General features: G+C 45.6%; 20 protein-coding genes and 1 pseudogene. 6 read left to right on the forward strand and 15 right to left on the reverse strand.

The features are described 5' to 3' along the window. Nucleotides 1-411: 411 nt before the first annotated feature. Both BDI_RS03755 and BDI_RS03760 read right to left on the reverse strand, forming a co-directional pair. Nucleotides 412-1,827, reverse strand: coding sequence for an MFS transporter (locus BDI_RS03755; protein WP_005857578.1), 1,416 nt, complete (start codon nucleotides 1,825-1,827; stop codon nucleotides 412-414). A gap of 23 nt (nucleotides 1,828-1,850) precedes the next feature. After that, the gene (locus BDI_RS03760) at nucleotides 1,851-3,170 is read right to left on the reverse strand and encodes a bifunctional folylpolyglutamate synthase/dihydrofolate synthase (protein ID WP_011966159.1); all 1,320 of its coding nucleotides are present in this window, start codon (nucleotides 3,168-3,170) and stop codon (nucleotides 1,851-1,853) included. A gap of 83 nt (nucleotides 3,171-3,253) precedes the next feature. Between BDI_RS03760 and BDI_RS03765 the strand changes: the two genes are divergently transcribed. After that, nucleotides 3,254-3,511: a TIGR03905 family TSCPD domain-containing protein gene (locus BDI_RS03765; protein WP_005857574.1), complete on the forward strand. Its 258-nt coding sequence runs from the start codon at nucleotides 3,254-3,256 to the stop codon at nucleotides 3,509-3,511. Here the strand turns inward: BDI_RS03765 and BDI_RS03770 are convergent. The 6 genes and pseudogenes from BDI_RS03770 to BDI_RS21385 form a co-directional block, all read right to left on the reverse strand. Further along, nucleotides 3,501-4,184 (reverse strand): response regulator transcription factor, encoded by a 684-nt coding sequence (locus tag BDI_RS03770; RefSeq protein WP_008772374.1) that lies wholly within the window; start codon nucleotides 4,182-4,184, stop codon nucleotides 3,501-3,503. The genes BDI_RS03765 and BDI_RS03770 overlap by 11 nt on opposite strands. Before the next feature lie 24 nt (nucleotides 4,185-4,208). Then, the gene (locus tag BDI_RS03775) at nucleotides 4,209-5,729 is read right to left on the reverse strand and encodes a sensor histidine kinase (RefSeq protein WP_005857570.1); all 1,521 of its coding nucleotides are present in this window, start codon (nucleotides 5,727-5,729) and stop codon (nucleotides 4,209-4,211) included. Between the two features lie 83 nt (nucleotides 5,730-5,812). Continuing rightward, on the reverse strand, nucleotides 5,813-8,194 hold the full coding sequence (locus BDI_RS03780; RefSeq protein ID WP_011966160.1) for a hybrid sensor histidine kinase/response regulator: 2,382 nt from the start codon (nucleotides 8,192-8,194) through the stop codon (nucleotides 5,813-5,815). Between the two features lie 95 nt (nucleotides 8,195-8,289). Continuing rightward, complete coding sequence (locus BDI_RS03785) at nucleotides 8,290-9,171, reverse strand: helix-turn-helix domain-containing protein (RefSeq protein WP_005857566.1); 882 nt, start codon at nucleotides 9,169-9,171, stop codon at nucleotides 8,290-8,292. Between the two features lie 99 nt (nucleotides 9,172-9,270). Further along, complete coding sequence (locus BDI_RS03790; protein ID WP_005857563.1) at nucleotides 9,271-10,257, reverse strand: linear amide C-N hydrolase; 987 nt, start codon at nucleotides 10,255-10,257, stop codon at nucleotides 9,271-9,273. Nucleotides 10,258-10,341: 84 nt separating this feature from the next. After that, a pseudogene (locus BDI_RS21385) lies at nucleotides 10,342-10,422 on the reverse strand (cysteine hydrolase); the annotation flags it as partial. A gap of 183 nt (nucleotides 10,423-10,605) precedes the next feature. Between BDI_RS21385 and BDI_RS03795 the strand changes: the two are divergent. Then, the gene (locus BDI_RS03795) at nucleotides 10,606-12,972 is read left to right on the forward strand and encodes an outer membrane beta-barrel family protein (protein ID WP_008779743.1); all 2,367 of its coding nucleotides are present in this window, start codon (nucleotides 10,606-10,608) and stop codon (nucleotides 12,970-12,972) included. Nucleotides 12,973-13,048: 76 nt separating this feature from the next. Here the strand turns inward: BDI_RS03795 and BDI_RS03800 are convergent, their stop codons facing one another. Continuing rightward, a complete protein-coding gene (locus tag BDI_RS03800; RefSeq protein ID WP_005857556.1) occupies nucleotides 13,049-13,660 on the reverse strand; it encodes a MarC family protein in 612 nt (203 codons plus the stop codon). Between the two features lie 167 nt (nucleotides 13,661-13,827). Here BDI_RS03800 and BDI_RS03805 point away from each other — a divergent pair, with 167 nt between their 5' ends. After that, nucleotides 13,828-15,153 (forward strand): PhoH family protein, encoded by a 1,326-nt coding sequence (locus BDI_RS03805; protein WP_005857480.1) that lies wholly within the window; start codon nucleotides 13,828-13,830, stop codon nucleotides 15,151-15,153. A gap of 73 nt (nucleotides 15,154-15,226) precedes the next feature. On the opposite strand, the gene BDI_RS03810 is transcribed toward BDI_RS03805, so the two are convergent. Continuing rightward, on the reverse strand, nucleotides 15,227-15,616 hold the full coding sequence (locus BDI_RS03810; RefSeq protein WP_005857478.1) for a putative quinol monooxygenase: 390 nt from the start codon (nucleotides 15,614-15,616) through the stop codon (nucleotides 15,227-15,229). A gap of 163 nt (nucleotides 15,617-15,779) precedes the next feature. Between BDI_RS03810 and BDI_RS03815 the strand changes: the two genes are divergently transcribed. Then, complete coding sequence (locus tag BDI_RS03815) at nucleotides 15,780-16,784, forward strand: DUF4925 domain-containing protein (protein WP_005857477.1); 1,005 nt, start codon at nucleotides 15,780-15,782, stop codon at nucleotides 16,782-16,784. A gap of 91 nt (nucleotides 16,785-16,875) precedes the next feature. On the opposite strand, the gene BDI_RS03820 is transcribed toward BDI_RS03815, so the two are convergent. The 4 genes from BDI_RS03820 to BDI_RS03835 are packed head-to-tail and all read right to left on the reverse strand — an operon-like array spanning nucleotide 16,876 to nucleotide 21,678. After that, nucleotides 16,876-17,961 (reverse strand): LptF/LptG family permease, encoded by a 1,086-nt coding sequence (locus BDI_RS03820; protein WP_005857475.1) that lies wholly within the window; start codon nucleotides 17,959-17,961, stop codon nucleotides 16,876-16,878. A 12-nt stretch (nucleotides 17,962-17,973) separates the two neighbouring features. Then, complete coding sequence (gene tgt / locus BDI_RS03825) at nucleotides 17,974-19,104, reverse strand: tRNA guanosine(34) transglycosylase Tgt (RefSeq protein ID WP_005857473.1); 1,131 nt, start codon at nucleotides 19,102-19,104, stop codon at nucleotides 17,974-17,976. A 36-nt stretch (nucleotides 19,105-19,140) separates the two neighbouring features. Then, entirely contained in the window at nucleotides 19,141-20,739 is a 1,599-nt protein-coding gene (locus BDI_RS03830) for a 4Fe-4S dicluster domain-containing protein (protein WP_005857471.1), read from the reverse strand. Between the two features lie 6 nt (nucleotides 20,740-20,745). Further along, entirely contained in the window at nucleotides 20,746-21,678 is a 933-nt protein-coding gene (locus tag BDI_RS03835) for a DUF362 domain-containing protein (protein ID WP_005857469.1), read from the reverse strand. Nucleotides 21,679-21,917: 239 nt separating this feature from the next. On the opposite strand from BDI_RS03835, the gene BDI_RS03840 reads away from it, so the two are divergent. Both BDI_RS03840 and BDI_RS03845 read left to right on the forward strand, forming a co-directional pair. Continuing rightward, nucleotides 21,918-22,697, forward strand: coding sequence for a hypothetical protein (locus BDI_RS03840; protein ID WP_005862821.1), 780 nt, complete (start codon nucleotides 21,918-21,920; stop codon nucleotides 22,695-22,697). Nucleotides 22,698-22,700: 3 nt separating this feature from the next. Continuing rightward, the gene (locus tag BDI_RS03845; RefSeq protein ID WP_011966161.1) at nucleotides 22,701-23,582 is read left to right on the forward strand and encodes an aldose 1-epimerase family protein; all 882 of its coding nucleotides are present in this window, start codon (nucleotides 22,701-22,703) and stop codon (nucleotides 23,580-23,582) included. Nucleotides 23,583-23,651: 69 nt separating this feature from the next. On the opposite strand, the gene BDI_RS03850 is transcribed toward BDI_RS03845, so the two are convergent. Then, nucleotides 23,652-24,338: a potassium channel family protein gene (locus BDI_RS03850; protein WP_008772362.1), complete on the reverse strand. Its 687-nt coding sequence runs from the start codon at nucleotides 24,336-24,338 to the stop codon at nucleotides 23,652-23,654. Nucleotides 24,339-24,350 lie beyond the last annotated feature (12 nt).

Consider the following 24,350-nt stretch of genomic DNA (forward strand, 5'->3'; position numbering starts at 1 on the left):
ATCGAGTTGTTTTAAGCTATGAAGAATAATGCAAACAATTGAAAAATAACTGCTTATATTGTCTGTTTTATAGACTTGGACAAGGTAACGATTAGGTAACGTAACTCATGCTCAAATGTGCTTTTTGCAGCGTCGTTTTTCAAATGGAAGTGAAAAACAATCCCATTAATTCGCTGAATTCAAGCGGTGTGTCGCCATTATGCAACTATTTCTAAAAATCTCCGACTTTTTTATTAATATTACCGCTAAAAAAGATTTTATGAATAAGGCATATTGTAGTTGTTTCGCTACTCCTCTTTTTCAAACGAACTTTTTGTGTGTTCCAATGACGATGGTTTTCAGTCATCAAAAAGAAAGGCGCAGTAAATCAAGTTTACAGCGCCTTCCATTTATTTAGGGTTATGAGCTTTATTAAGGCTCCGCGATCATCTCTTTAGCGATTATCTCGGCCTCGGCTTTATCGGCGTCCTTTTGGATGTTCGGCAATTCAAGGCCGTAGCCTTTGATCCGGTCCTCACGTTTCAACATCAAGGCGATGAAGAGGGCGAGTACACCGAAGCAGGTGAAGACTGCCATCGGTATCGTATAGTCGTAAGCCGGTTTGCCCGTACCATTGTCGATCTTGCAATACGTATCCAATATCCAGCCGATTAATAAGGGAACCATACTCAGACCGATATTCTGTACCCAGAAAATCAAGGCATAAGCCGTGCCTAATTGCTTCTCCGGGATAATCTTCGGAACAGATGGCCACATCGCCGATGGGACCAAGGAGAAAGCGATACCCAATACGATCATCACGATCGTGGCGAACCACCACTGATTCAAGATCGGAAGCGTGAATAATAAATGCACGCCGATCAACATCAAGGCGCCAAAGATCATGATCGTCGCCCCTTTACCCTTGCGGTCGTATAAATTACCGAAGAACGGAGTCAGAAGAATCGTGCCGAAAGGTAAGATAGCCGGGATATTTCCCGCCAACTCCGGATCTACGTTATATTTATTGACCATCAAGTCCGTAGCGTATTTCAAGAAGGGGAATACGGCCGAATAGAATAATACGCAAAGCAGAGCGATCAACCAGAAACCCTTATTGGTAACGATCAATAAGATATCTTTCAAACGGAAAGGCTCTTCCTCCTCGGCTTGCTCGATAGCGTCCATCGAAGCGTCCAGCTTGCGATCCATCACGCAAAATACGAGGAAGGCGATCAAACCGATACACAACATACAAAGACAAAGCAAGATAGGAGCGGAGATACTACCGAAGTACTTGGCGGCGGGAACCGTGATAGATAAAGCCAAGGCCGTACCCAAACGAGCCGTAGCCATCTCCAAGCCCATAGCCAACGCCATCTCTTTTCCCTTGAACCACCGTACGATAATCTTAGATACCGTGATACCGGCGGTCTCCACGCCGACACCGAAGATCGCGTATCCGAGGGCGGCCACCATCACTTGCGCTTTCCATCCGAAAAGCTCTCCTTCCATCGTAAACGCATCCGAGATGGCGTAATATTTAATGGAACAACCGATAATCATCAAGATACAGGAAGCGACACCCGTGAAACGGACACCCATCTTATCCAGAACGATACCACCAATGATCAACATGAAGAGAAATACGTTGAACCAGCCGTAAGCGCTGGTGAACCAACCATATTCCGTACTCGTCCAGCTTAGCTGTTCTTCCAACATCGGTTTAAGCGGAGCCATTACATCCGTAAGGAAGTATCCGCAAAGCATCGTGAATGCCGCCAAAGCGAGTACACTCCAGCGTGCGACTTTCGAGTCGCTTAGTTTCTGATGAATTTTTTCTATCATGATATTTGTTTTATAGAGTTATATTATTTGTATTCGTCTTCTTTCATGAACAAGGGGAGAGCGTCCGCTACGATAAACGTACTGCCTCCGATAAAGATCAGGTCGTTCTCACGAGCCCTTCTTAACGCTTTCTCGACAGCGTCTTGCACCGTATCGCAAAGGGTACCGGACAGTCCGTGACGCATGGCTTTCACGGCGAAATCCTCTACGGGCATCGCTCTCTCCACGGAGGCTTGCGTGAAGAAATAAAAAGCGTCTTGCGGCATCAAGGATAATACGCCATCGATATCCTTGTCGTTTACCATGCCGACGATCATATAGATTTGCCCGCAATATTGACGCAAGACTTTCAGATGCTCCGCTAGATGCTCCCAGCCTCCTACATTATGCCCCGTGTCGCAAATGACGGTCGGTTTGGATCGCAAGGTTTGCCAACGTCCCATCAATCCCGTCAGTTTCGTTACGTGGGCGAAACCCTCGTGTACCGCTTCCGGGATGATATCTACACCCAATTCCGTTCGTAATATATGGATGGCGGATAATACGGTGACAGCATTTCTTACCTGCACCTCACCGCCAAGTTCTCCTTGGATTTCTCCATATTCAACGGAAGGGAAGAACCATTTGCCACCGACCGTCAGCCTGCACTCGTCTTTTACCATGTCCATTCGTTGGGCGTAGTAGAAAGGTGCGCCAACTTCTTCCGCCTTGTTTTTGAAAACGTCGTAAACCGATTGTTTCTCGGCTTCCCCAAGAAGTGCCGGTACGCCTTTCTTGATAATGCCGGCTTTCTCCGCCGCTATCTTCTCCTCCGTATCTCCCAAGAATTGCGTATGATCCAGACTGATATTCGTGATAATACTCAAGATCGGAGTGATAATGTTCGTACTGTCCAAACGACCGCCAAGCCCGACCTCGATAACCGCGTAATTTACCTGCTGGTCGCGGAAATACTCAAAAGCCATGCTGGACGTTAACTCGAAGAAAGAAGGATGGAGAGGCTCGAAGAAAGAACGATGACGCTCGACGAAATCAACCACGTAATCTTGGGAGATCTTTTTCCCGTTCACCCGGATGCGTTCCCGGAAGTCCACTAAGTGGGGAGAGGTATAAAGCCCGACCTTGAAACCGGATTGCCGGAGAATGGCCGCCAATAGATGGCTGACCGAGCCTTTGCCGTTTGTCCCGGCTACATGGATGGTCTTATAGGCTTTATGCGGATTTCCCAGATAATCATCTAGGGCGATACTTGTACCAAGACCGGGTTTGTAAGCGGAAGCTCCGCTGTGTTGGAAGACCGGGATGCTGGTATATAGATAGTGTAGCGTTTCCTCGTATGTCATGTTTTTGTAAATTAGATGCTACAAATGTAGTTAATTTTATTTATACCTTTGCGACTCGTTTATAAAAAGGAGAGAAAAAGAAAATGGAAACACGACGTATAACCTATACGCCTCAAGGAGGTGTTTGTTCTAAGTTGATGGTGATCGACGCGAAGGATGGCGTGATCGAGAATGTGCAGATTGTAGGAGGTTGCCACGGTAACGGGCAAGGCATGTGCGCCTTATTGAAAGGTATGCGCATCGAAGACGCTATCGGTCGTTTGTCTGGCATCGATTGTCATGGAAGGGGAACTTCATGCCCGGACCAGATGGCACAGGCATTGAAGCAATTCAATCAATGATCAGTTTATATCCGATTCCCCGGATATTCAAAATCTTGATAGACTCGTCTTTCGATAACTTATGACGTAGCTTGGTGATAAAGACATGCAGGCTGCGTGCGTTGAAGAAAGAATCATCCCCCCAAAGGTCTATCAAGATCTCTTTCATCGGTAATACTTGGTCCTTATTGTCGCAAAGGCGCTTCAATATCTCGGATTCCCGGTTACTGAGGAGTTGTTTCTCTCCCCGGTAGACCAATGTCTGCGTGATGGAATCGAACGTATAAAGCCCGATACGGAAAGAGGTGGCTTCCGGTCTTTGGACGGACACCTTATGCAGTAACGCCTTGATGCGCACGATCAATTCCGCCATGCCGAAAGGCTTTTTCAAGTAATCGTTGCCGCCCAGCTCGAAGCCCTCTACCACGTCGTTGGCCGCGGAACGGGCCGATAGGAATAGGACAGGGGTGTGCGTATCCGTCTTACGGATCAATTTGACCATCGTGAAACCATCCATCTTGGGCATCATGATATCCGCTACGATAATGTCCGGGTTGATCTCCGCATAACGGGAGAGGCCCTCCTCGCCATTCGCAGCTAGGGTGATATCGAACTCGTTCCCATCCAGCGTATCCTTGATGATCATGGCCAATGTAGGCTCGTCTTCTACTAGTAGTACTTTTATCTTTTCCATATTTGATACTTTATTTTCGGATTATTATTTAAAATGCAGGGTAAAGGTGGAGCCTTTGCCGGGGACGCTTTCCACACGGGCTGTTCCTCCATGTTTACCCATCATGTCTTTTACGTAATATAATCCTAGGCCATAACCTTTCACGTTGTGGATATTCCCGCTGGGAACCCGGAAGAACTTGTCGAATATCTGCCGCTGGTTGGCTTCGCTGATACCCGGGCCGTTATCGGTTATGGAGATTGTCGTTTCGTGATTGTCTTGCCGGGCTGTCGCTTCGATGCGGCAAGGTTCCTTGTCGGCGTATTTGATCGCGTTATCGATAAGGTTGCTCAACATATTATATAGGTGGGTACGATCGGCCACCAATTCTATATCCTCGGGGATGGAGCAAGTAAACTCCACGGGTTTGCTCGCTTTCAGTTTGTATTGCTCGATGAGGGAGTTCACCAACTCGTTTAATGAGATGGTTTCGGGGCGCAGGCGGAAGGTACTGCGGTTCTCTACGGCGAGTGTCAAGATTTGTTCCACCAATCCGGTAAGATGGATAAGTTGGTCTTTAACGATCGTCAGGTATTTCTTCTGTTTCTCGTTGACGGGATCGCTAAAGTTCAATAATGCGTCTACGGCGGCATAGCTGACGCTGATCGGGGTTTTCAGCTCATGCGTCATATTGTTGGTGAAATCGGTCTTCAATTCTTCCACGGTCTTTTGCTTTAAGATGGTGCGGAGTAAGTATATGAAAGCGCAAATGATCAGCAAAAGTAATAGGAAGGAGGAGATCAGGATGCCTTTCATCTGGGTGAGTATCACGCTGGCCGGCGATTTGAGGAACAGGCGATATTGTAACGTGCTCTCGTTATGGAGCGGGTAATCGAAATGCACGGGGTTTTTCCACGTAGTGAATCGTTCCGGCTTGTCCAGATGCATCCAACCCTTCTCGTCCCCGTTGTTTGGTTTATAAATCGTTACCAGCTCATGTTCCGTTACGATGTTTCTTGCCTCCAGCTCCGAGGTTAATAATTTGTTGTAGGTCTTGAAATCAATTGGTTTTATAGAATCTATATTCGCGTGCATCGCTTGCTGCACCATGTCCTCCACCTCGCCGATTACATATAGGTAATCCGTTAGGGTAGAGTCTATCGAGCTAAAGTCCTCCTCATCCCCGTAATCGATATGTAGTTTCATGTGTGAGTCGGGATTTGCCGTCTTGAAGATATCTTCCCGGTTAAGGTCAGGATCTTCTTTCTGCGGATGGATCGAAGCTTTTGCGTCCATCTTCTGCTTATTAGACGGATCTAGCTCTGAGCTGAAGTACACATCTTGGGTTTGAGGTCCCAGCGCTCCCTGTTCTTTTTTGATAGATCGGATGCGCAGGAACAACTCCTTATAGTCGGCGATCTTCATCGCTTCCTCTATATTGATCTCCATCTGTTTATATAATGTATCATATAAACCTTTCAGCCAGTATCCTTGGAAAACCAAAAGCCCGGCCAGCGATAGGACGATCAACAAAGCGATTAACTTAAAACGAAGTCTGATGTTCATGAAGTCTCTTTATGCTTATAATCGAATTGATCGCTAAAAATAGACAATTTTATTACATGAACTTTTAATACGCAAGATAAACTTTATGCGGGCGCTTGTAAATATTTACTAAGGATGCCCATCAACGCCCCAATATCAATCGGTTTAGCCAAATGATAATTCATGCCCGCTTTGATAGCGTTTGTCACGTCTTCGGAAAAAGCGTTGGCGGTCATGGCTATAATTGGCATATGTGCGATATCCCTTCGTTGGAGGGAACGAATCTGCCGGGTCGCCTCATAACCGTCCATGATAGGCATCTGGATATCCATCAGTATTATCTGGTAAAATCCTTCTTCCGATTGGGCGACTTTATGTACGGCGTCGAGCCCATTTATCGCCGTATCGATAGTGATACCGGTGCTGCCGATGATCTCTACGGCGATCTCACGATTTAACTCGTTATCCTCCACCAGCAAGATGCGCTTGCCGGAATAATCGACGTTTGATAACTTGAATGGGCGGATCGGTTCCGGCTGGTCTCCTTCGTCAAGGAAAGATCTCAATACTTGGAGTAGCTTGGACTTATAGAGAGGCTTGGTGATGAATCCATTGGCCTTAACCTCCTTAGCCTCTGCCTCATATTCCTCAAGATCGTATGCGGAGAGAATGATGATCGGTACGTCCGCTCCCACGAAACGTCTGATTTGCCGGGTTGTTTCAATGCCGTTCATTTGAGGCATCTTCAAGTCAATGATCACGGCGAAATACTCTTTCTCCGCTAAATGATGCTGTCGTACTTTTTCTATAGCTTCGCTACCTGAATATACGCATTCACTGTTTATCCCGATCTCTCGCAAACAGCTAGACGTGTTTAGACAAGCGATCTTATCATCATCTACCACAAGAACCTCTAAACCTTCTACCTCTATCTTATCATCGGGCTTCTGATCCCGACAAACCAATGGCATGTCAATGGTGAAGCGGGAACCTTTGCCATATTCACTCTCCACCTTGATATCTCCTCCCATCATCTGAATGATCTTATGGCTGATCGACATCCCGAGGCCAGTGCCTTGTATCCTCTTGATCTCATCATCGCTCGCACGCTCGAAAGGCTCGAAAATCTTATCCAGAAACTCCGGTTTCATACCTCTTCCGTTATCCTCAAACACGAATTGATAATTTCCGATGCCGTTATGAGGGTCCTTCTCGTAGATTTCTATCGTGATTCGCCCATTCTCCGGCGTATACTTAATTGCGTTCGAGAGGATATTCATCAATACCTGTTTGATACGCTGCGTATCGCCTTTTACATTCTCATGCCTAAGGTTCTTGACGTGTATATTTAAAGTTTGTTGTTTGTTTTTGATCTCCGGTTGCATCATAACGACCAAGTCTTGCAAGAGCTCACCCACATTGAACTCATCCTCCGAAAGAATTAACCTGCCACTTTCGATCTTGGACATATCGAGAACCTCATTAATCAGACTCAATAATAATTTAGAGGCTCCATTGATTTTTTCCATACAATCTAATATTCTTTCACGTTCATCTACATGGGCTTTGGCTATAGTCGCCATTCCCATGATGGCGTTCATGGGTGTACGGATATCGTGGCTCATGCGGGCGAGAAAATCAGATTTGGCTTGGTTGGCTTGTTCCGCCGACTTTAGTGCTTCTTTAAGTTGCTTTGACTGTTTCTCCAGTTTCTTTTGCAACTCCCTCTGTTCGGTAATGTCGGTGATATTGATGTAAACGATAAGATAGATAGGCTCGTCACCTTCCCAGCCGATACATTCCCCGTTCAACTGTAGCCAAGCGCCGTTGCCGTTTTTGTCTTTCGACTGGATAACGAAATGTACAGGTTCCCCTTTTAGCATACAGGGGATATGTGCGTTCATCGTATTACGGCTTGTTTCATCTAAACGGGAGAAAGGACTGAAAGATAAAAAAGAATTTTTATCGATACCAGAGAAGTCCATATATTTATCATTTGCCTCCAGCAATGTAAAACTGCCGTCTTTATGTACCTTATGCTTGGATATGAAGCCGGGGATATTATCATAAGTGATCGTTTGCTCGATCCGCCTTCGCATTACGTCCTCTACATCGGTCATTACCGTATAGGAGATAGGGATGCCGTCTTGTAGTTGGTCGGTAAACGTTGAGGTGATTTTAGTCCATCTTTTCCCTTTTCTCGTTGGCATCTGGATAACGGTTTCGTAACCGCTGGCTTTATTAGCTATCGTCTCGTAAACATTCTTGGATAATATATTCCAAGCTTCATCATGACCTTTAAAATACAAATCGGGTTTATTGTGGAAAAGAGCTTCATATTCTTCTTTGGGGTAACCTATCATATCGTAATAGAAGTCATTTGCCCATAAAAGTGTGAAATGCTCATCCAATAAATGTTTGCTGACGCTAGCTCCCGTAAGCCCCATCAATAAGTTGTATTCTAGATCCGTCTCTCGCCCTTCCATCGTATGTCTTTTTATATTATTCTACAAAAGTAAAAATTATAAAAGGTACCCTTGAAATTCTTCTTTTTGATAATATGTTCCGTTTTTGCTTTCGGCTAGTCGGATGTTTTCTGGTAACAAGAATAGGTATACGATTTACCCCTGTATTCTTGTGGAGTCATGCCTACATTTCGACGGAAGAACTTATTAAAGAACGATAGATTATTAAAGCCGAGGTCCATCGCTATGTTTTTGATTTCTTGGTTAGTCCCTTTTAACTGTGTCTTAGCGTCTATGATTATTGTTTGCGTGAGGATCTCTTGGGGAGTCTCGCCGATCGCTTTTTTGATGGATGTCGAGAAATAGGAGAACGTGAGGCCCAACTTCTCGGCATAAAACGATACGTTATGCTCTTTTGTATAGTATCTTAATACCATATTTAGGAACTCTTGATAGATTTGTAACGGACGTGTAAGTTCCTGTTTCTCTAATGGGTAATTTTTACTGTATATTTCTGCGATACCTTGACTACACATCATGAAAATGGCCTTTATCATCTCTTTATTGTTCAAGATATCGGGATATACGGCATATTGATAGAGAAGCTCGTAGAAGTTCGTGATCAGGTTGGCCCTGTTTTGGGATATTTTTATAATCGGATACCTGTAAATCATAAGTAGATAACCCATCGTGCTCTTGATAAAATTTGCGTAACACATAAAATCGAAAGAGAACGCTATGAAATAGATCAAGATGTCGGGGGATATCTCATGTATTTGTATGCGACTATTGGGCAATAGCGTTACAACATTGAGTTTCGAGGTGGTCAATTCTGACATATTGATAGTTGAGCGTATTTGCCCTTCCATGCAAAGGATAAAGACCCCGGCTTTTATCTTACAAGGAATATTTATAAACTCCTTGAGTTCATCGGCGGATATGTATTTACCAACCATAAAGTCTGTAGGTGAATCAAGGCAGAGGAACTGTTTATCCATATTGTAAGATTTTTGACGTCAAATATAAATATTAATTGAAACTCAAATGTTGTAAAAGGAAATATGGAACATATTATCCCAAAAAATAGTTAGCCAAGACTAAATAAGATCCTTTACACCCATAAACTTGAATGGTTGCGCCGGCTTAAAGTCTTTTGAAGTGTTGCCATGATAGGTCTCACCGTTGGCGATGGATAGTTTAAGTACCGGCGCACCCTCCGATAAGTCCATGTCTCTCAGTCGTACCCAGAAAGTGTTCGGGGTCAGGCTCGACTCAAAGAAATAAATCAGGTTCTTGCTTTCGGATACCGTTCTCCATTGCGTGGTGGATATCTCCGGACTCTCGGGAGTCGATATGCCATAAGGGACAGAGGCGTTACGGATCACGCTGAATACACAGGCGATAGCTATCTTCTCATCGTCCGTCTTAAGTACGGCATCTATATAAAAACTAGCTCTGGCAAAACGGTCGGATGCACGGTTGGTACCCGGAAGGAAACTCAGCCCTCCGATCGATTTCCAATATTCACAAAGAGCCAACTGTTTATTATAAGTAGGGGAGTTAGTCATCACCTTGTATTCCTTACTGTGATAAACGGTCAGTTTACCTCCTATGTATTCGAAGATAGCGCAATCACCGGTTGCGTCGGAAATCGATAAATGTAAGGTCGCCAAGCGGGAACCGTCCGGCATCTTATCCGATACTACTTGAAACGTATCTTCGTTGATAAAAGAGACCGCTTCTTCCACCGTAGCGAAATTATCCAACATATATTGTACCCATATCGTTATGGCAAGGCCCGGCTTATTCTTATCTCTGGCCGGATATTGGGCTTCGGGTAACCAGAGCAAATTAGCTACCAAACCTTTCTCGTTCATTCCGTCCGTACTGGCTATCTCGAAAGCGGAGGTGATGATGCTGCCGTATTTGGATTTCCACTTTAAAGAATCCTTTCCTGTCTCCCCGTTTCTCTCCATCCCCCTAGGAAACACCCATAGGTTACTATGCATATCGGTCTTCCAGTCCATCGTGCGACCAGTCGCTACCATCCCGTTTGTTCCCGAATAAACTACTCTTGTACACATGATTTTCAACTTTTAATAGGTTATCTTCAAATATTTGATTGATATATCAACAGTTAGAACCTCTTAATGTTCAGTTTACGTTTTCGCATCAAAGAGTACGGCGGCCTCGAAACCTTTTTCCTGCAATTCCCTTAGGTGAGATTTAGCACAAAGGATACCATTCATACTACTTTTCTGAAGGTGTTTTCCAGATTATCTTGTTCCTCTTTGTTGGGTTTGATAATTGGCGATAAGACTAAATAACATTCCTGATAAGACAAGGTAAGACTTCGTAAGTGAGTGGTAACATAGTTTCTTTTAAGAATACGTTTCTTTTGTATGAACGAAAAATGATAAAAACAAACCGATATGAAACGTACTATTTACTACATGATTTTATGCTTGCTGATGAGTCTCGGTGAGATTATGGCACAAGGTATTTCCGGAAAAGTGATGGATGGCAAGGAACAACCGATAGATGGAGTGGCGGTGATTTTACAGACCCTTGACTCTGTATATGTGGATGCCGTGGTTACCGATACGCTTGGGGATTTTCGATTGAATCATCCGCTAGACCAGTCGTATCGACTTATTTTCCAGCACATCTTATATAATACGATAGGGAAAAAGATAACTACCGCCAACGTAGGTACGGTGGTGCTGGAGGAGAAAGATTATCAGTTAGCCGAGATTACCGTAAAGGGAGAACGCCCGCAAGTGAAACTGGAGGGAGGCAAGCTGACCTATGATATCCCTCAACTGATGAAGGATAAGACTGCCACGAACGCTTTTGAGATCATCAAGGACTTACCGGGGCTTATCGAGCGGAATGATAATCTGGAACTGGTAGGGGCCAGTCGTTTGAATATAATCTTGAATGGGCAGTTGACGACAATGTCGGCAGATCAATTAATCCAGTTACTGAAAACTATGCCAGCCTCAAGGGTCGAAAAGGCTGAGGTGATGTATAACGCTCCAGCTAAATATAATGTCAAGGGGGCGTTACTCAATGTCGTATTAAGTAAGAATGAGTCCGAGACTCCTTCTTGGCAAGGTGAAACGGGTGTGGATTACACCCAATATCGCCATGCGGGGGGAGATGCGCATGTGAATTTACTTTATACGAATAAGGGCTTTAGCTTAGATTTCCTGTTGAATGGTAATAAGAGACGGGATGTGATGGGGGAGGATATGTTGGCCCGCCATACATTAAATAGTGGTATGACGGAAATAAGCCAACATAATCGGGCCCTTGTCCATGTAAATAGAGGAACGGTTCGTCTGGGAATGGATTATACGTTCGCGAATGAGGATAAACTCTCTTTGGCATATTATCTGAAGGGAGATAAAGTCTTATCGGACCGTGATGCCTTTACCTCATATCTGGATCTGTCGAAGCCGGAAAATAAAAGTGAGAGTACGAGCTTGGTCCGTGACGACGGGCACTCCGCTATCCATAATATACGTTTACAGTATGACGGACATGCCGGGATATCGGCAGGAGCGGATTTTACTCGTTATCATTCGCCCTCGGTACTTGATTACCATGATACGAATACGAATGGTTCCCGGACTGATATGATAAATAATACGAGACAGGATGTATCCCGCTGGTCCGTATTCCTAAATAAGACACATAGTTTCGCTTCCGGGTGGGGATTGAATTACGGCGTGCATGGAGGTTACGCCTCGTCGAAAAACTATTCGGAGTATTTATATGAGCAAGGTGCTGGCTATGAGATGGACGAGGAAGCGTTGGAGGATAATACACAAAAGGAATACATCGCTGATATTTTCGCAGAGGTATCGAAAAGCTTCGGAGAGCGTTTCTCTGCTACGGTTGGGCTGAAAGGGGAGTATTTTAAGTCTGACTACACCTCTAGCCGGGAAAATATGAACCTATGGAATGAGGGGGCGTTGTTTCCTACCGTATCCCTGAGCTATACGTTTTCTCCCCGCCATATTTTACAGTTCGATATAAGTAGCGATAAGACCTACCCCGGTTATTGGCAAGTCTCCCCGCAAGTAACGCCTCTAAACTCTTACTCGGAGGTGGCGGGAAATCCCTTGTTGAAACCTTATCGCACGTATGAGGGGCAGATGGTCTATATCTTCCGCCAAAAGTATATGCTGGTAGCGTTCTGTGAATACACGCCGGATTATTTCGCCCAACTTCCTTATCAAAGCGATACGGAACTGAAGACCGTTTTTCGTTTCGAGAATATGGATTATAGTCTGGAAACGGGATTGGCGGTGATCATTCCTTTTAATGTGGGTCGTTTTTGGAATAGCCGCATCACACTGCGAGGTTGGAGGATGCAAGAAAAGAATGATAACTTCCACGGCATCTCATATAACCGTGAGGCTTATCTAGGATTAGCGCATATGAGTAACACATTTAACCTATGTGATAAACCGAATTTAAAAATGACGATAGACGGCCAATACGTGACTCCCGGTGCTATCCAAGGTATATACGACTTGGGTTCCATGTATGAGATATCCGCTGGATTAAAATGGACTTTCTTGAATGACCGTGCCAGCTTGACACTTAAAGGAGACGATATTTTCGCCAGCAGCATTCCACGTACCATCAAGATAAACCAAGGCAATCAATGGAGCCGGATGAGGAAATTGAATGATGAGAGATGTCTGAAATTATCTTTTGTCTGGAAGTTTGGTGGTTACAAGGAGAAGGAACATGATTCGATAGACACATCTCGTTTCGGAAAATAATAGATGCCTTGTAGTTTCATCCTAATGAACTCTTTGTTTCAATAGGATGAAACTGGATGCTCTTTTAAAGGAAATCTTATATTGCTTTCGTACTCGCTTCTATCTGTTCCATTAGCAGGGTGATATTGCTCATGAATAATTTTACGGATATCGCCAATAAAATGATACCGAAGAATTTACGGATCAAGTAAATACCGCCTTTTCCTAAAACCCTTTCCACCTTCCGTGTCATACGAACCACGAAATATACCCATAGCATATTCAATATTAACGCCACGATAATATTCACGCTGGCATATTCCGCACGGAGCGATAATAAAGTGGTGAACGATCCCGCTCCGGCTAGCAACGGGAATACCAGCGGCACCAACGTAGCCTCCTTGATTGGCCCTTGATTCTTGAAAATCTCTATGTCGAGAATCATCTCTAAAGATAGGAGGAAGATCACAAAAGCGCCGGCCACGGCAAACGACTCGATGTCCACATGGAAAAGCCTGAGCAATATATCCCCGGCGTAGAAGAACCCTAATAACAATAGAAAAGAGATTAGGGTTGCCTTCAACGCATTGACATCCTTGCCTTTATCCTTTAGGTCTATGATGATGGGAATAGCTCCGATTATATCGATAACAGCGAATAATACGATAAAGGCGCTAAGTATTTGCTGGAAATTGAAATTTGTGAACATGATGTTATCCTCCTGTGTTTTTTAATCCTCGTAAAGATACATATTTTCTTTGAATTGGTCAATATGACGAAATTATTGGTGTGTGTAACTAATTTTAGCAGGCCTGAACTATCAACGTGTCAGAATTGTTCTTATATTAGAAGCAATAATCATTAAATCGAAAGGCCATGGGAGCAAAGAAGAATTTTGTGTTGGACACGAATGTCATATTACATGACTATAAGTGCATCGAGAACTTTCAGGAAAATGATATCTATCTACCCATCGTGGTATTAGAAGAGTTGGACAAGTTCAAGAAGGGGAGTGAGCAGATCAATTATAATGCCCGTGAGTTTGTTCGGGAGCTAGACTTATTGACCAGTAATGACCTGTTCTTGAAAGGCGCCTCACTAGGACCGGGAAAAGGTACACTCTATATCGTGACCGGTGATAAGTACCAGGAGAAAATAGCGCATTCTTTTCCGGATAAAACTCCAGATCACCGTATCTTGTCTTGTGCGTTGACGATCGCCGAGAAGAATCCGAAGATCAAGACAACCTTGGTCAGCAAGGATGTGAACCTTCGTATGAAGGCTCGTTCTTTGGGTATTCCCGTTGAGGATTATATCACGGATAAGGTCGTGAATGTAGATATTTTCGAGCGTGCGCAAGAGACCTATGAGAATATAGACCCCGATTTGATCGACAAGATCTACAGCTCTCCGGAAGGCGTGGACGCAGATTCGTTGGATATCAAGTCTAAGCTCGACCCGAACGAATGCTTTATCTTGAAAAGCGTACGTAATAGTGTATTGGCTCGCTACAATCCGTTTACGGATAAGATCAAGAAGGTGGATAAAGGCACGAACTTTGGTATCCAGCCCCGTAATGCCGAGCAGAGTTTCGCTTTCGAGGTGTTGAACGATCCGAATATCAAGCTGGTGGGGCTGACCGGAAAGGCCGGTACCGGAAAGACGTTGTTGGCGTTGGCCTCTGCCTTGAAACAAGCCGGCACGTATAAACAGATACTTTTGGCCCGTCCGATCGTCGCTTTGGCGAATAAGGATCTCGGTTTCCTTCCGGGTGACGAGAAGCAAAAGGTCGCTCCTTATATGCAACCTCTATTCGATAACCTGAACGTGATCAAGACTCAGTTTGCCCCGGGTAATCCCGATGTCCGTAAGATCGACGATATGCAGAAGAACAATCAGTTGGTGATCGAGGCGTTGGCCTTTATCCGGGGTCGTAGCTTGTCCGAGACTTATTGTATCATCGATGAGGCCCAGAACCTCACGCCGCATGAGATCAAGACGATTATCACCCGTGCGGGAGAGGGAACGAAGATGGTCTTCACGGGAGATATCCAACAGATTGACTCCCCGTATCTAGACGCCCAAAGTAATGGCTTGGCCTATATGATCGACAAGATGAAAGGACAGGACTTGTTCGCCCATATCAACTTGATAAAAGGCGAGCGAAGCGAGTTATCTGAGTTAGCGTCAGATCTTTTGTAATTAATATAGGGAATTGAAGATTGAAAATAAACGCTTATGTGAAGCTTGATTTTTAATCTTCAATTCTTAATGATTAGTCATTTACACTCGGGCAGACATAAATTTTCCGGAAACTACCTTTATAGGAAGGGTCTCCCATATCTTTGATCTCATTCAGATGTTGTTTAAGATGGGCGGTTTCGCCGTGCTTTTGTAATTCCCCGTCGTTTTTCCAAGTCTCGGCGATAAAGAATTCGGTGCTATCGGTGAGGGACTGGTACATGCCGTAGTCGATACATCCCGGTTCTAGCAACGTGCTTTCCTTGCATTTCAAGAATGATTCCTTTAAGGCGGAGACACATTCGGGTTTTACTTTCCGTTTGATATTCAGTACGACTTCCATGGATTCTTTATTGCTTCCTCCATTCGTGCAACCGGATAGAGCGATTAATACGCAGGCCATTGAGATAAACACTTTCTTCATGATAGATTGTTTTTAAGTATTTGATACGACAAAAGTAGTGAATTTTTGATCTAAACACAGGAATCGAACATCTGATATTAAATTATTGTTGTTAGTGGAAGTTGGAATGGATATATTTGTGATAATATTAATAGCTATTTATGTTAAATTTAAAACAAGAGTCATGAGAAAGAGTTTGTTGTATGTATTTGCCGTGATTTGCACGATGGGTTTTTTTACGGCATGTGGTGATGATGACGATTCAAGTTCTTCCGGTAACTGGCAAGATCTGTCGAAAACGTACGAGGGTAAGAGCGTTAATCTGGTAATGGGTGAAGTGACAGTCCCTGTTGACGGTAAATCGGTCGTGATTGCCGCTTCCTCTGCGGAGAAGGCATCCGTAACCTTGAACAATATCATCCCCGAAAATAAGTCGGTCGCTATCGATGCCGCGTTGAAGGAAGCGGATGGCACTTATACGTTTACCGGCGAGAGTACGGTTGGCGATTGCGTGGTATCAGTAAATGGTACGGTGAAAGGGGGCGTAGCTTCTGTTGTTTATACTCGTAAATTAACTTCTTCTATCGTAGGTAATTGGAGTTTGAAAGTGGGCGTGGAAGCTATCTATGCGAATATCGTTACCGGAAATTCTACGATCGATGATCTCGTGCGTATGATAAAGCCTGCTATCAGTAACTTGATTTGGGGCAAAGTAAGCGCTGTAAATGTTAACTTACCGGAAGATGGAATCTTCGATGTTTCTTGGAGACCTATAGGGGCTTCTGAGGATAAAGGAATCGGTGAGATCACAAAAATGGCAAGTATCCAATATTGTGTGGTAGACGGGAAATTTATGGTGGCTGTGGATAAAAATTATGTGACAGTCTTGACTACTTTATTACAACAGGCTGCTGGTGACAAATTGGAGGCCGCTGGTATCTCTATTGACGAGATCATGAAGCTTTTGGTTGATTTAGGAGGTTATTATGGTCTACCTCTTAACATGAAGGTGGATGGAAGTGAGGCTACTTTTTATGCGGATAAGGATTTAATCGTACCGGTTTTGACCATGATAGCTCCTATCTTGAAACCGATGGTTCCGGAGAATTATCAGCAAATGGTAGATATGGTATTGCAACTACTTCCGAACGCAAAAACGTTAGAGTTTGGACTTAATTTCACGAAATAATTGAAAATCCTAGGTTGTAGAGACGGAGTACACACCGTCTCTACAACTGGATGAAATTTGGCAGGGTTATACCAATATAGGAGTTAATCAATTACCTTGGTGCTTTCTGATATAAGAATATCGCTATAAATGTATAAACTATATTCGGTATCCAAGCTGCTACGGCAGGACTCACATAACCATTAATAGCGAAGGTGGAAGTAACCGTCATAAACAGGATGTAAGAAAAACTCAACGCCAATCCGATACCAATATTCATACCCATACCTCCCTTTATTTTCCGGGAAGACAACGACGCTCCGATAGAAGTCAAGATAAACGCCGCCATGATCGTGGCGAAGCGCTTATGATACTCGATCTGGAAGGTCTGTATATTCCCGATACCTCTTTTTTTCTGCCGGTTGATATACGTATTTAGCTCGGGCGTTGTCATCGTCTCGCAATCATTCACGGAAATCAGGAAGTCCGAGGGCACGATGGTCAAGGTCGTATCCTTACGGGAGCCTTGGGAAATATGTTCCCGCATGCCATCGAAATCACGGATCATATAATCGATAACGGTCCATTGATAAAGCGAGTCGTATTTGATCGACTTGGCGGTCAGACGGGAGATCAATTTTTTATCCTCGAAATGCTCCAGAGAGAAACGGTATCCCATGTTCGAGCGAGCGTCATAGCTATCGAAATAAGCGATAACACCCGGCTCGATCTCCAATTGGGCGTTCTTCACGTAATCCACCTTCTTGTTACGGATATATTTGTTCTGGAAATCGATACGAGTCTCATTCGCCGGGGGAATGATGTAAGCGTTCAGGATAAACGTCACGATAGCGATAATCGTAGCCGAGACCGCATAAGGAAGCATTAACCTACGGAAACTCATACCGCTGGCAAGCATCGCTATGATCTCCGAACGATCCGCTAGCTTCGACGTGAAAAAGATCACGGCGATAAATGTGAACAACGGACTGAACAAATTGGCGAAATAGGGGATAAAGTTCAAGTAATAATCCACGATGATCGCTTTTAAGGGGACATCCGGATTCAAGAACTTATCGATCTTCTCGTTTATATCGAAAACGACGGAGATAGAGATAATCAAGGCGATAGCGAACACGTACGTGCCCAGAAACTGCTTGATGATATACCAATCGATCCGTTTTAGTTTAAATTTCATCTGTCTCGTTTTTTATAACCGGTTCGCTAATTGACGGACCATACCACTTTTCCATGTAGTAAAATCGCCAGCGATGATATGTGCCCTCGCTTCTTTCACCAACCATAGGTAGAAGGCGAGGTTATGGATAGAAGCGATCTGTAAGCCAAGCATTTCTTTCGCCTTGATCAAGTGGTGCAGATAAGCCTTGCTATATAAGGTATCCACGTAGGAATGTCCGTCCGGATCGACCGGCGAGAAATCGTTCTCCCATTTCTTGTTACGCATATTGATAGTACCGAAACGCGTGAAAAGTTGGCCGTTGCGCCCGTTGCGGGTTGGCATGATACAGTCGAACATATCGATGCCTCGTTCGATCCCTTCCAGTAAATTGATCGGGGTACCTACGCCCATCAAGTAACGAGGTTTATCTTTCGGTAAGATATCGTTTACGACCTCGATCATCTCATACATCTTATCGGTAGGCTCGCCAACGGCCAGTCCCCCGATAGCGTTTCCATCGGCGCCTTTTCGGGCCACGTTCTCCGCCGCCCTCTGCCGCAAGTCCGTATAGACGCATCCCTGTACGATCGGGAAGAGACTTTGCCGGTAGCCGTATTTCGGCTCCGTGCTGTTGAAGCGGGCGAAACAACGATCCAGCCAACGCTCGGTCAGGCCCAGTGATTGCTTGGCGTAATTGTAGTCGGCATCTCCCGGGCAACACTCATCGAAGGCCATGATGATATCCGCACCGATAGAGCGTTCGATATCCATCACCTTCTCCGGCGTGAACATATGCTTGGAGCCGTCGAGATGCGAGCGGAACTCGGCTCCCTCTTCATGCAGCTTACGATTGTCGGAAAGAGAGAATACCTGAAACCCCCCGCTATCGGTCAATATCGGGCGATCCCATGTATTAAACTTATGCAAGCCTCCGGCCTGCTCCAAGATCTGGATACCGGGACGAAGATACAGATGGTACGTATTCCCCAAAATGATTTGTGCCTTGGTATCTTCCTTTAGCTCGGTCATATGTACACCCTTTACCGTACCTTGCGTACCCACGGGCATAAAAATAGGCGTCTCGATTACCCCGTGATCGGTGGTAATCAAGCCCGCCCTAGCGTTCGATTTCGTATCGTTATACTGTAATTCAAATGTCATGTATCAAAAATTTGTGACAAAGGTAGCATTTTTCTCTTAGAATCCGAAGTCATCTATTTCTACCTTTTTCACCTCTTCCTCTTTAGGCTTCTCCACGAACTTGTGTACCTCGTTCGCCTTGATGATGATCGCTCTCATCGGGCGTACGGGACAGATCGATTCGCAGCCGCCACAACCGATGCAAAGATCGGGGTTTACTTGCGGGATGGTCAGCGTGCCCTCGTAAGGAACCATATGCACGGCTTGGGTAGGGCAGTGCTCCGAACAAGCCCCGCAATCCGTCCCCTCCGTCTTTACGATACAACGGTTGATGAAGAAGGTGGCGATGCCCACTTGTGTAGTCGCTTTCTCTTCCTTGGTAAGCGGCTTTATAGCGTGCGTGGGGCAAACCTCCGAGCAGACCGTGCATTCGTAATTGCAATAACTGTCGATGTAAGCGATACGGGGTTTCAACATATAATCAAAGCCATACTCCAATCCCGTGGGACGTAGTACATGACTCGGGCATTGAGTCACGCAAATCTGGCATCCGGTACATACATCCTTGAAACGTTCTAAGCTGATCGCTCCCGGCGGTACGATAGGGGGCCATTTATTGCCGTGCTTACCTTGCCCGTGCTGCCCTTTGCCATGCCCTTTTTCCATTCCTTGGGCAATGGTGGATACGATCGGGAGGGAGACCGCGACGGTAGCCCCTGCCGAGAGAAATGTACGGCGGCTGTTCGGAGCGGTAGCCTGTTGGATCACGTCCGTTTGTGCGCGAGCTGTTTCGGCTTCTTTCTTGAAGGAAGGCTTGAAACGGTATTGCAATCCTCCTTTAGCGCACGAGGACACGCAGTTGAAGCAATCTACGCAACGGGAGGTATCTACGGTGAGGTTCTTGCTGTCGATCGCCTCCGCCTTACAAGTATGCTCGCAATTACCACAATGCGTACAAGCTTCTTTGTCAAAGGAGATCCGGAAAAACGAATACCGGGAGATCAGGCTCAACAGCGTTCCTACCGGGCAAAGCGTATTGCAGAACAACCTTCCCCGGAATACGACCATGAGGATGAATACGAGCAACGCGACCAAAGCGGATATCACGCCGAATACCGTCACGTTGCTAATCGTGACGTGATAAAGCGTATAGTTATCCATCCGTGCCAATCCGTCGGCCAGCAGGTTATTGACCCACATGACGACCGGACGGAACAGGTTGTTCGCTATACGGCCGAAGTTACTGTACGGATCTAGCAACGTACATAATTCGATCATCCCGAAAACAGCCAATACGAATGTAAGCCCGAGAATTGAGTACCGTAAGATATTCATGGGCTTATGATAGCTGAACCTGCGTACTCCTTTCTTTTTCTTCTTCCCGATACAGAAAACCCGGTTGATAATATCTTGCAATACGCCCGCCGGGCAAATAACCGAGCAATAGATCCGGCCGAACAATAAAGCCAATACGAATTGGAAGACTACCAACCCCGCCATCCCCCCTAAAATAGCGGGCATGATCTGGAGATGCAACAACGTGTGCAGGTTGTCCGGCAATACATCGGCGAAATCAACGAAGAATAAAAGTATGGGTACGAAAATGAGGATCGCGAGTACGACCCGCAATCCTTTTAAGTAATTAGGCTTCTTCATCCTCGATTATATCTTAATACGTTTGATCGTGACATTATCCAGATTCGTCGTACCTAGCTTTAAAGCCTCGCCTTTACCGATATGACCTACGGCGGCCATATCCAGCTTCTTCACTTGGTTGAACAGGCGAAGGGCAGCGGTGTCGATAGCGACGATATTCGGGGAAGCGATCAAGGATTTCAAGGTAGCCACATCGGCAGCGCTCTTTCCTTGTGGGCCGTTTTGGTGCATGATACGATAAGCGTCCACGATGTTCAATACCGGTTTCTTTTGCCAAGTGCAAATATCGGCGATGCATTGTTGCAAATCATTTTGATGGAAGAAACGGCGATCCCATACGATTCCCATATAGTTCTTCATGGCGCAAGTCATCTTCGCCCCACCATGGTTCTTCAATACGGGGACGTTGATCCATGCGTCCGCCTCGATCAGGGCCTCATGGATCTTGGCGCTTTTCAGGTTCACGCCACCCGGAATGGATACTTCCTTAAAATATTTCTCATCGTTGGCAGGCATGATGATACCTCCGGCCTCTTTTACGGCCTCGGCGATCCCGCTTGTCTCGTAGCATTTCTGCCAGTTATCGCAGGTGTGGTCGAATACGGTCACTTTAGAGGCGCCGGCCTCCAAGCATTTTTTGACCAAGGCTTTCACTAATTTGGGGTTCGTATTACCTGCCAATTCAGGAGAGCGGTCCCAGCCGATATTCGGCTTGATCACGATCTTTTGTCCTTTCTTCACGAAGTTTCCGATACCGCCAAGGGCTTCCAAGGCTTTATCTAGCATCACCTCCGGCTCTCCACCCATAACTGCTACCATATCGGGAGCCTTCTCTACGGCTACGGTGTTCGTGGAAAGGGCCGCTTGCAGACCTTCAAAATTTAAGGATAGAGCCGCGCTAGCGATGACACTGGTCTTTAAAAAATCACGACGTTTCATAATTGTATGCTATATTGATTTATACTTGATTTACGGTACGGTCTTTTTTTTACTCGCTTGTTATTCCGAACAAAGATAATGATTATTTTGATATGCGAGTCAACTCCTTTTACAAAGTAGAACTGCTTTTTACTGCAACCCGGGTTGCAGTGATCTTGCGTAATAAGATAAATTCTTGTCGGAAGGCATATCGGTTCTGATAATATTTTTCTACCTTGCGAGGCAAAAAAACAGATTGTATGGTTTTATATTGTAGAGTATCATTGAACGCTTTTGTCGAAAGCTTTCGGACTACCTCGGGGCCTGATTCCTTTTTCACGCTTCCGGCGAAGGGGTTGATGCATATCGTGCCGCAAGAGGAGATCGAGTATGGGCTTTCCTTGCTTAGGGAGTCTATCGGCTTGTATGAGGAACGCAAAGGGATACCTGTGGAAAAGAGCAAGAAAGCGATGCCCTTTTTCAGACAGGACAGCCGGATGCTGGTAGGGCCGGAGATAGGCATGTACGTGATCCCTTTGTATGAGGAACCCGGTGAGCCGGCCCAGTCTGCCGAGCCTTCTCTGGTCCTTGAGCTGGACTATCAGTCGTTGGGCGAGCTTTGCCTGTTCGAGAATTATTCCCTGTTGTCCTGCAAGTATGAGAAGGAGCCTATCTTGAACCATTTTACGGCACAATTGGAAAAGGAATACGATACCTTCTTTTTTGATGAGGAGCACACGGGCTTTACGCCTGATTCCCGCTTTTTCTCGATGCTGTGTAACGCCTGTCTGGAGGTGAAGCAGCCTTCCTCGGTGGGGGATAAGGAATGGCGGTTGGCCTCGCTGCAAGCTACGGATGAGGTGCTCTATCGTTATGAGCATGGAAACTTGATCCCATACGTTCCGATATCGATGCCGGTAGACTGCCTGAAACGGGTTTATCTGGAAGATTTCCGGCGACAGCCCTTATTATTCGGGACTTTGAATGGTTTCTTGAAAAGCAAGGGACTTCCCGCCGAACAATTACTAAACTTATCATAAGGAATGAAGACAGTATCAAATCAAGAACTAACGATCCGTGTCTCCGAACATGGAGCGGAGTTGAGTAGTATCGTAGCGAACGCTACGGGAAAGGAGTATCTCTGGCAAGCGGACCCCGCTTTCTGGAAACGTCATTCCCCAGTATTGTTCCCGATCGTCGGGAGCGTATGGAATACCGAGTATCGGAACGAGGGAACCGTGTATCCGCTGTCGCAGCACGGCTTTGCACGGGATATGGATTTTACGTTGATCGCTGAGGCGGAGAACGAGTTGCGTTTCGCGCTGGAAAGTACCCCGGACACGCTGAGAGCCTATCCGTTCCCTTTCCTTCTGGAGATCGGGTATCGTTTGGAGGGCAATAAGGTGGAGGTGCTTTGGCGTGTGAAGAATACGGGAGATAAGACGATGCATTTCCAGATCGGCGCTCATCCGGCTTTCCTGTACCCGAATTATGAGGTGGATCAACCGGATCGAGGGTATTTCGCTTTCGATGTGAAAAAAGATCTCGTATACCGTGCGCTGGTGGAAAAAGGGTGCGTAGGGGACGTGGTTCGTCCGGTACCTTTGGATGTGGACGGCTTGCTGCCGTTGAATATCCATACGTTCGATATCGATACGTTTATCTTGGAAGATAGCCAGATTAAGCGGGTGGACTTATTGGATGTGGAGAAACGTCCGTACCTTTCGCTCACCTTTACGGCTCCGGTGGTAGGCTTATGGTCTCCGCCTACGAGAAACGCTCCGTTTGTCTGTATCGAACCTTGGTATGGGCGTTGCGACCGGGTGGATTATACGGGTGAGTATAAAGACCGGGATTGGGTATGGCATTTGGAACCGGGAGAGGTCTTCGATGCCTCCTATACGATAGAGATAGCGGGGGCTTGATCGCTTCGTTGATATTTGCCGTAGGCAGACGACGCTGATTATATCGTGATCGTCTGCCTATGTTTTGTTTTAGATGTTGGCTATTTTATTTAATAGCTCCATCTTCCCGAATAAGATCAGTAGATCATCCGCCTCGATCACCAATTCCTCGGTGATGCGGCTGATAACCTTGTATTCTGTCTGTGTGAGCCCGATCAGGTTCTTTTTCTCGTAAGGGCGTTCGATCGCTATCAGATGGATACCGAAATTCTCCTCGAAATCGATGTTCTTGATGGTTTGCCCGACAAGAGTGGCCGGTGTCTTGATCTTATAGAGATGTTCCGTATCGGTTACTTTATACCAATGCCTGAACAGGCCGCCTAAAGACGCTTGGGAGGTATACATCGTAGAGAAATCCTCTTCCGGTGTGATAATCTCGCTTACCCCGATCGCACGGATCACAGTCTCATGGATCGATGAGATCGCCCGCACGATCAGTTTGCCCGCATCCAGACTCTTCAATAAAGCGACGGTCTGAACGGAAGTCCCGAAATCCTTACCGAATGTTACGATAATGGCATCCATCTCGCTCAATGGCAGGGTGCTCAATGCCTCTTTGTCCGTGGAGTCCAAGGCGATCGCCCCCGCTATGTCGTTCTTTAGCATATCGACACGATGCAGATCCATGTCTACGCCGATCACCTCATTGCCGACACGTGTCAAGTCCTTCGCTATCGCACGTCCTAAATTCCCTAATCCGATTACTAAATATTTCATGCTATCTTATTT

The organism is Parabacteroides distasonis ATCC 8503, from assembly GCF_000012845.1.
Lineage (GTDB): Bacteria > Bacteroidota > Bacteroidia > Bacteroidales > Tannerellaceae > Parabacteroides > Parabacteroides distasonis.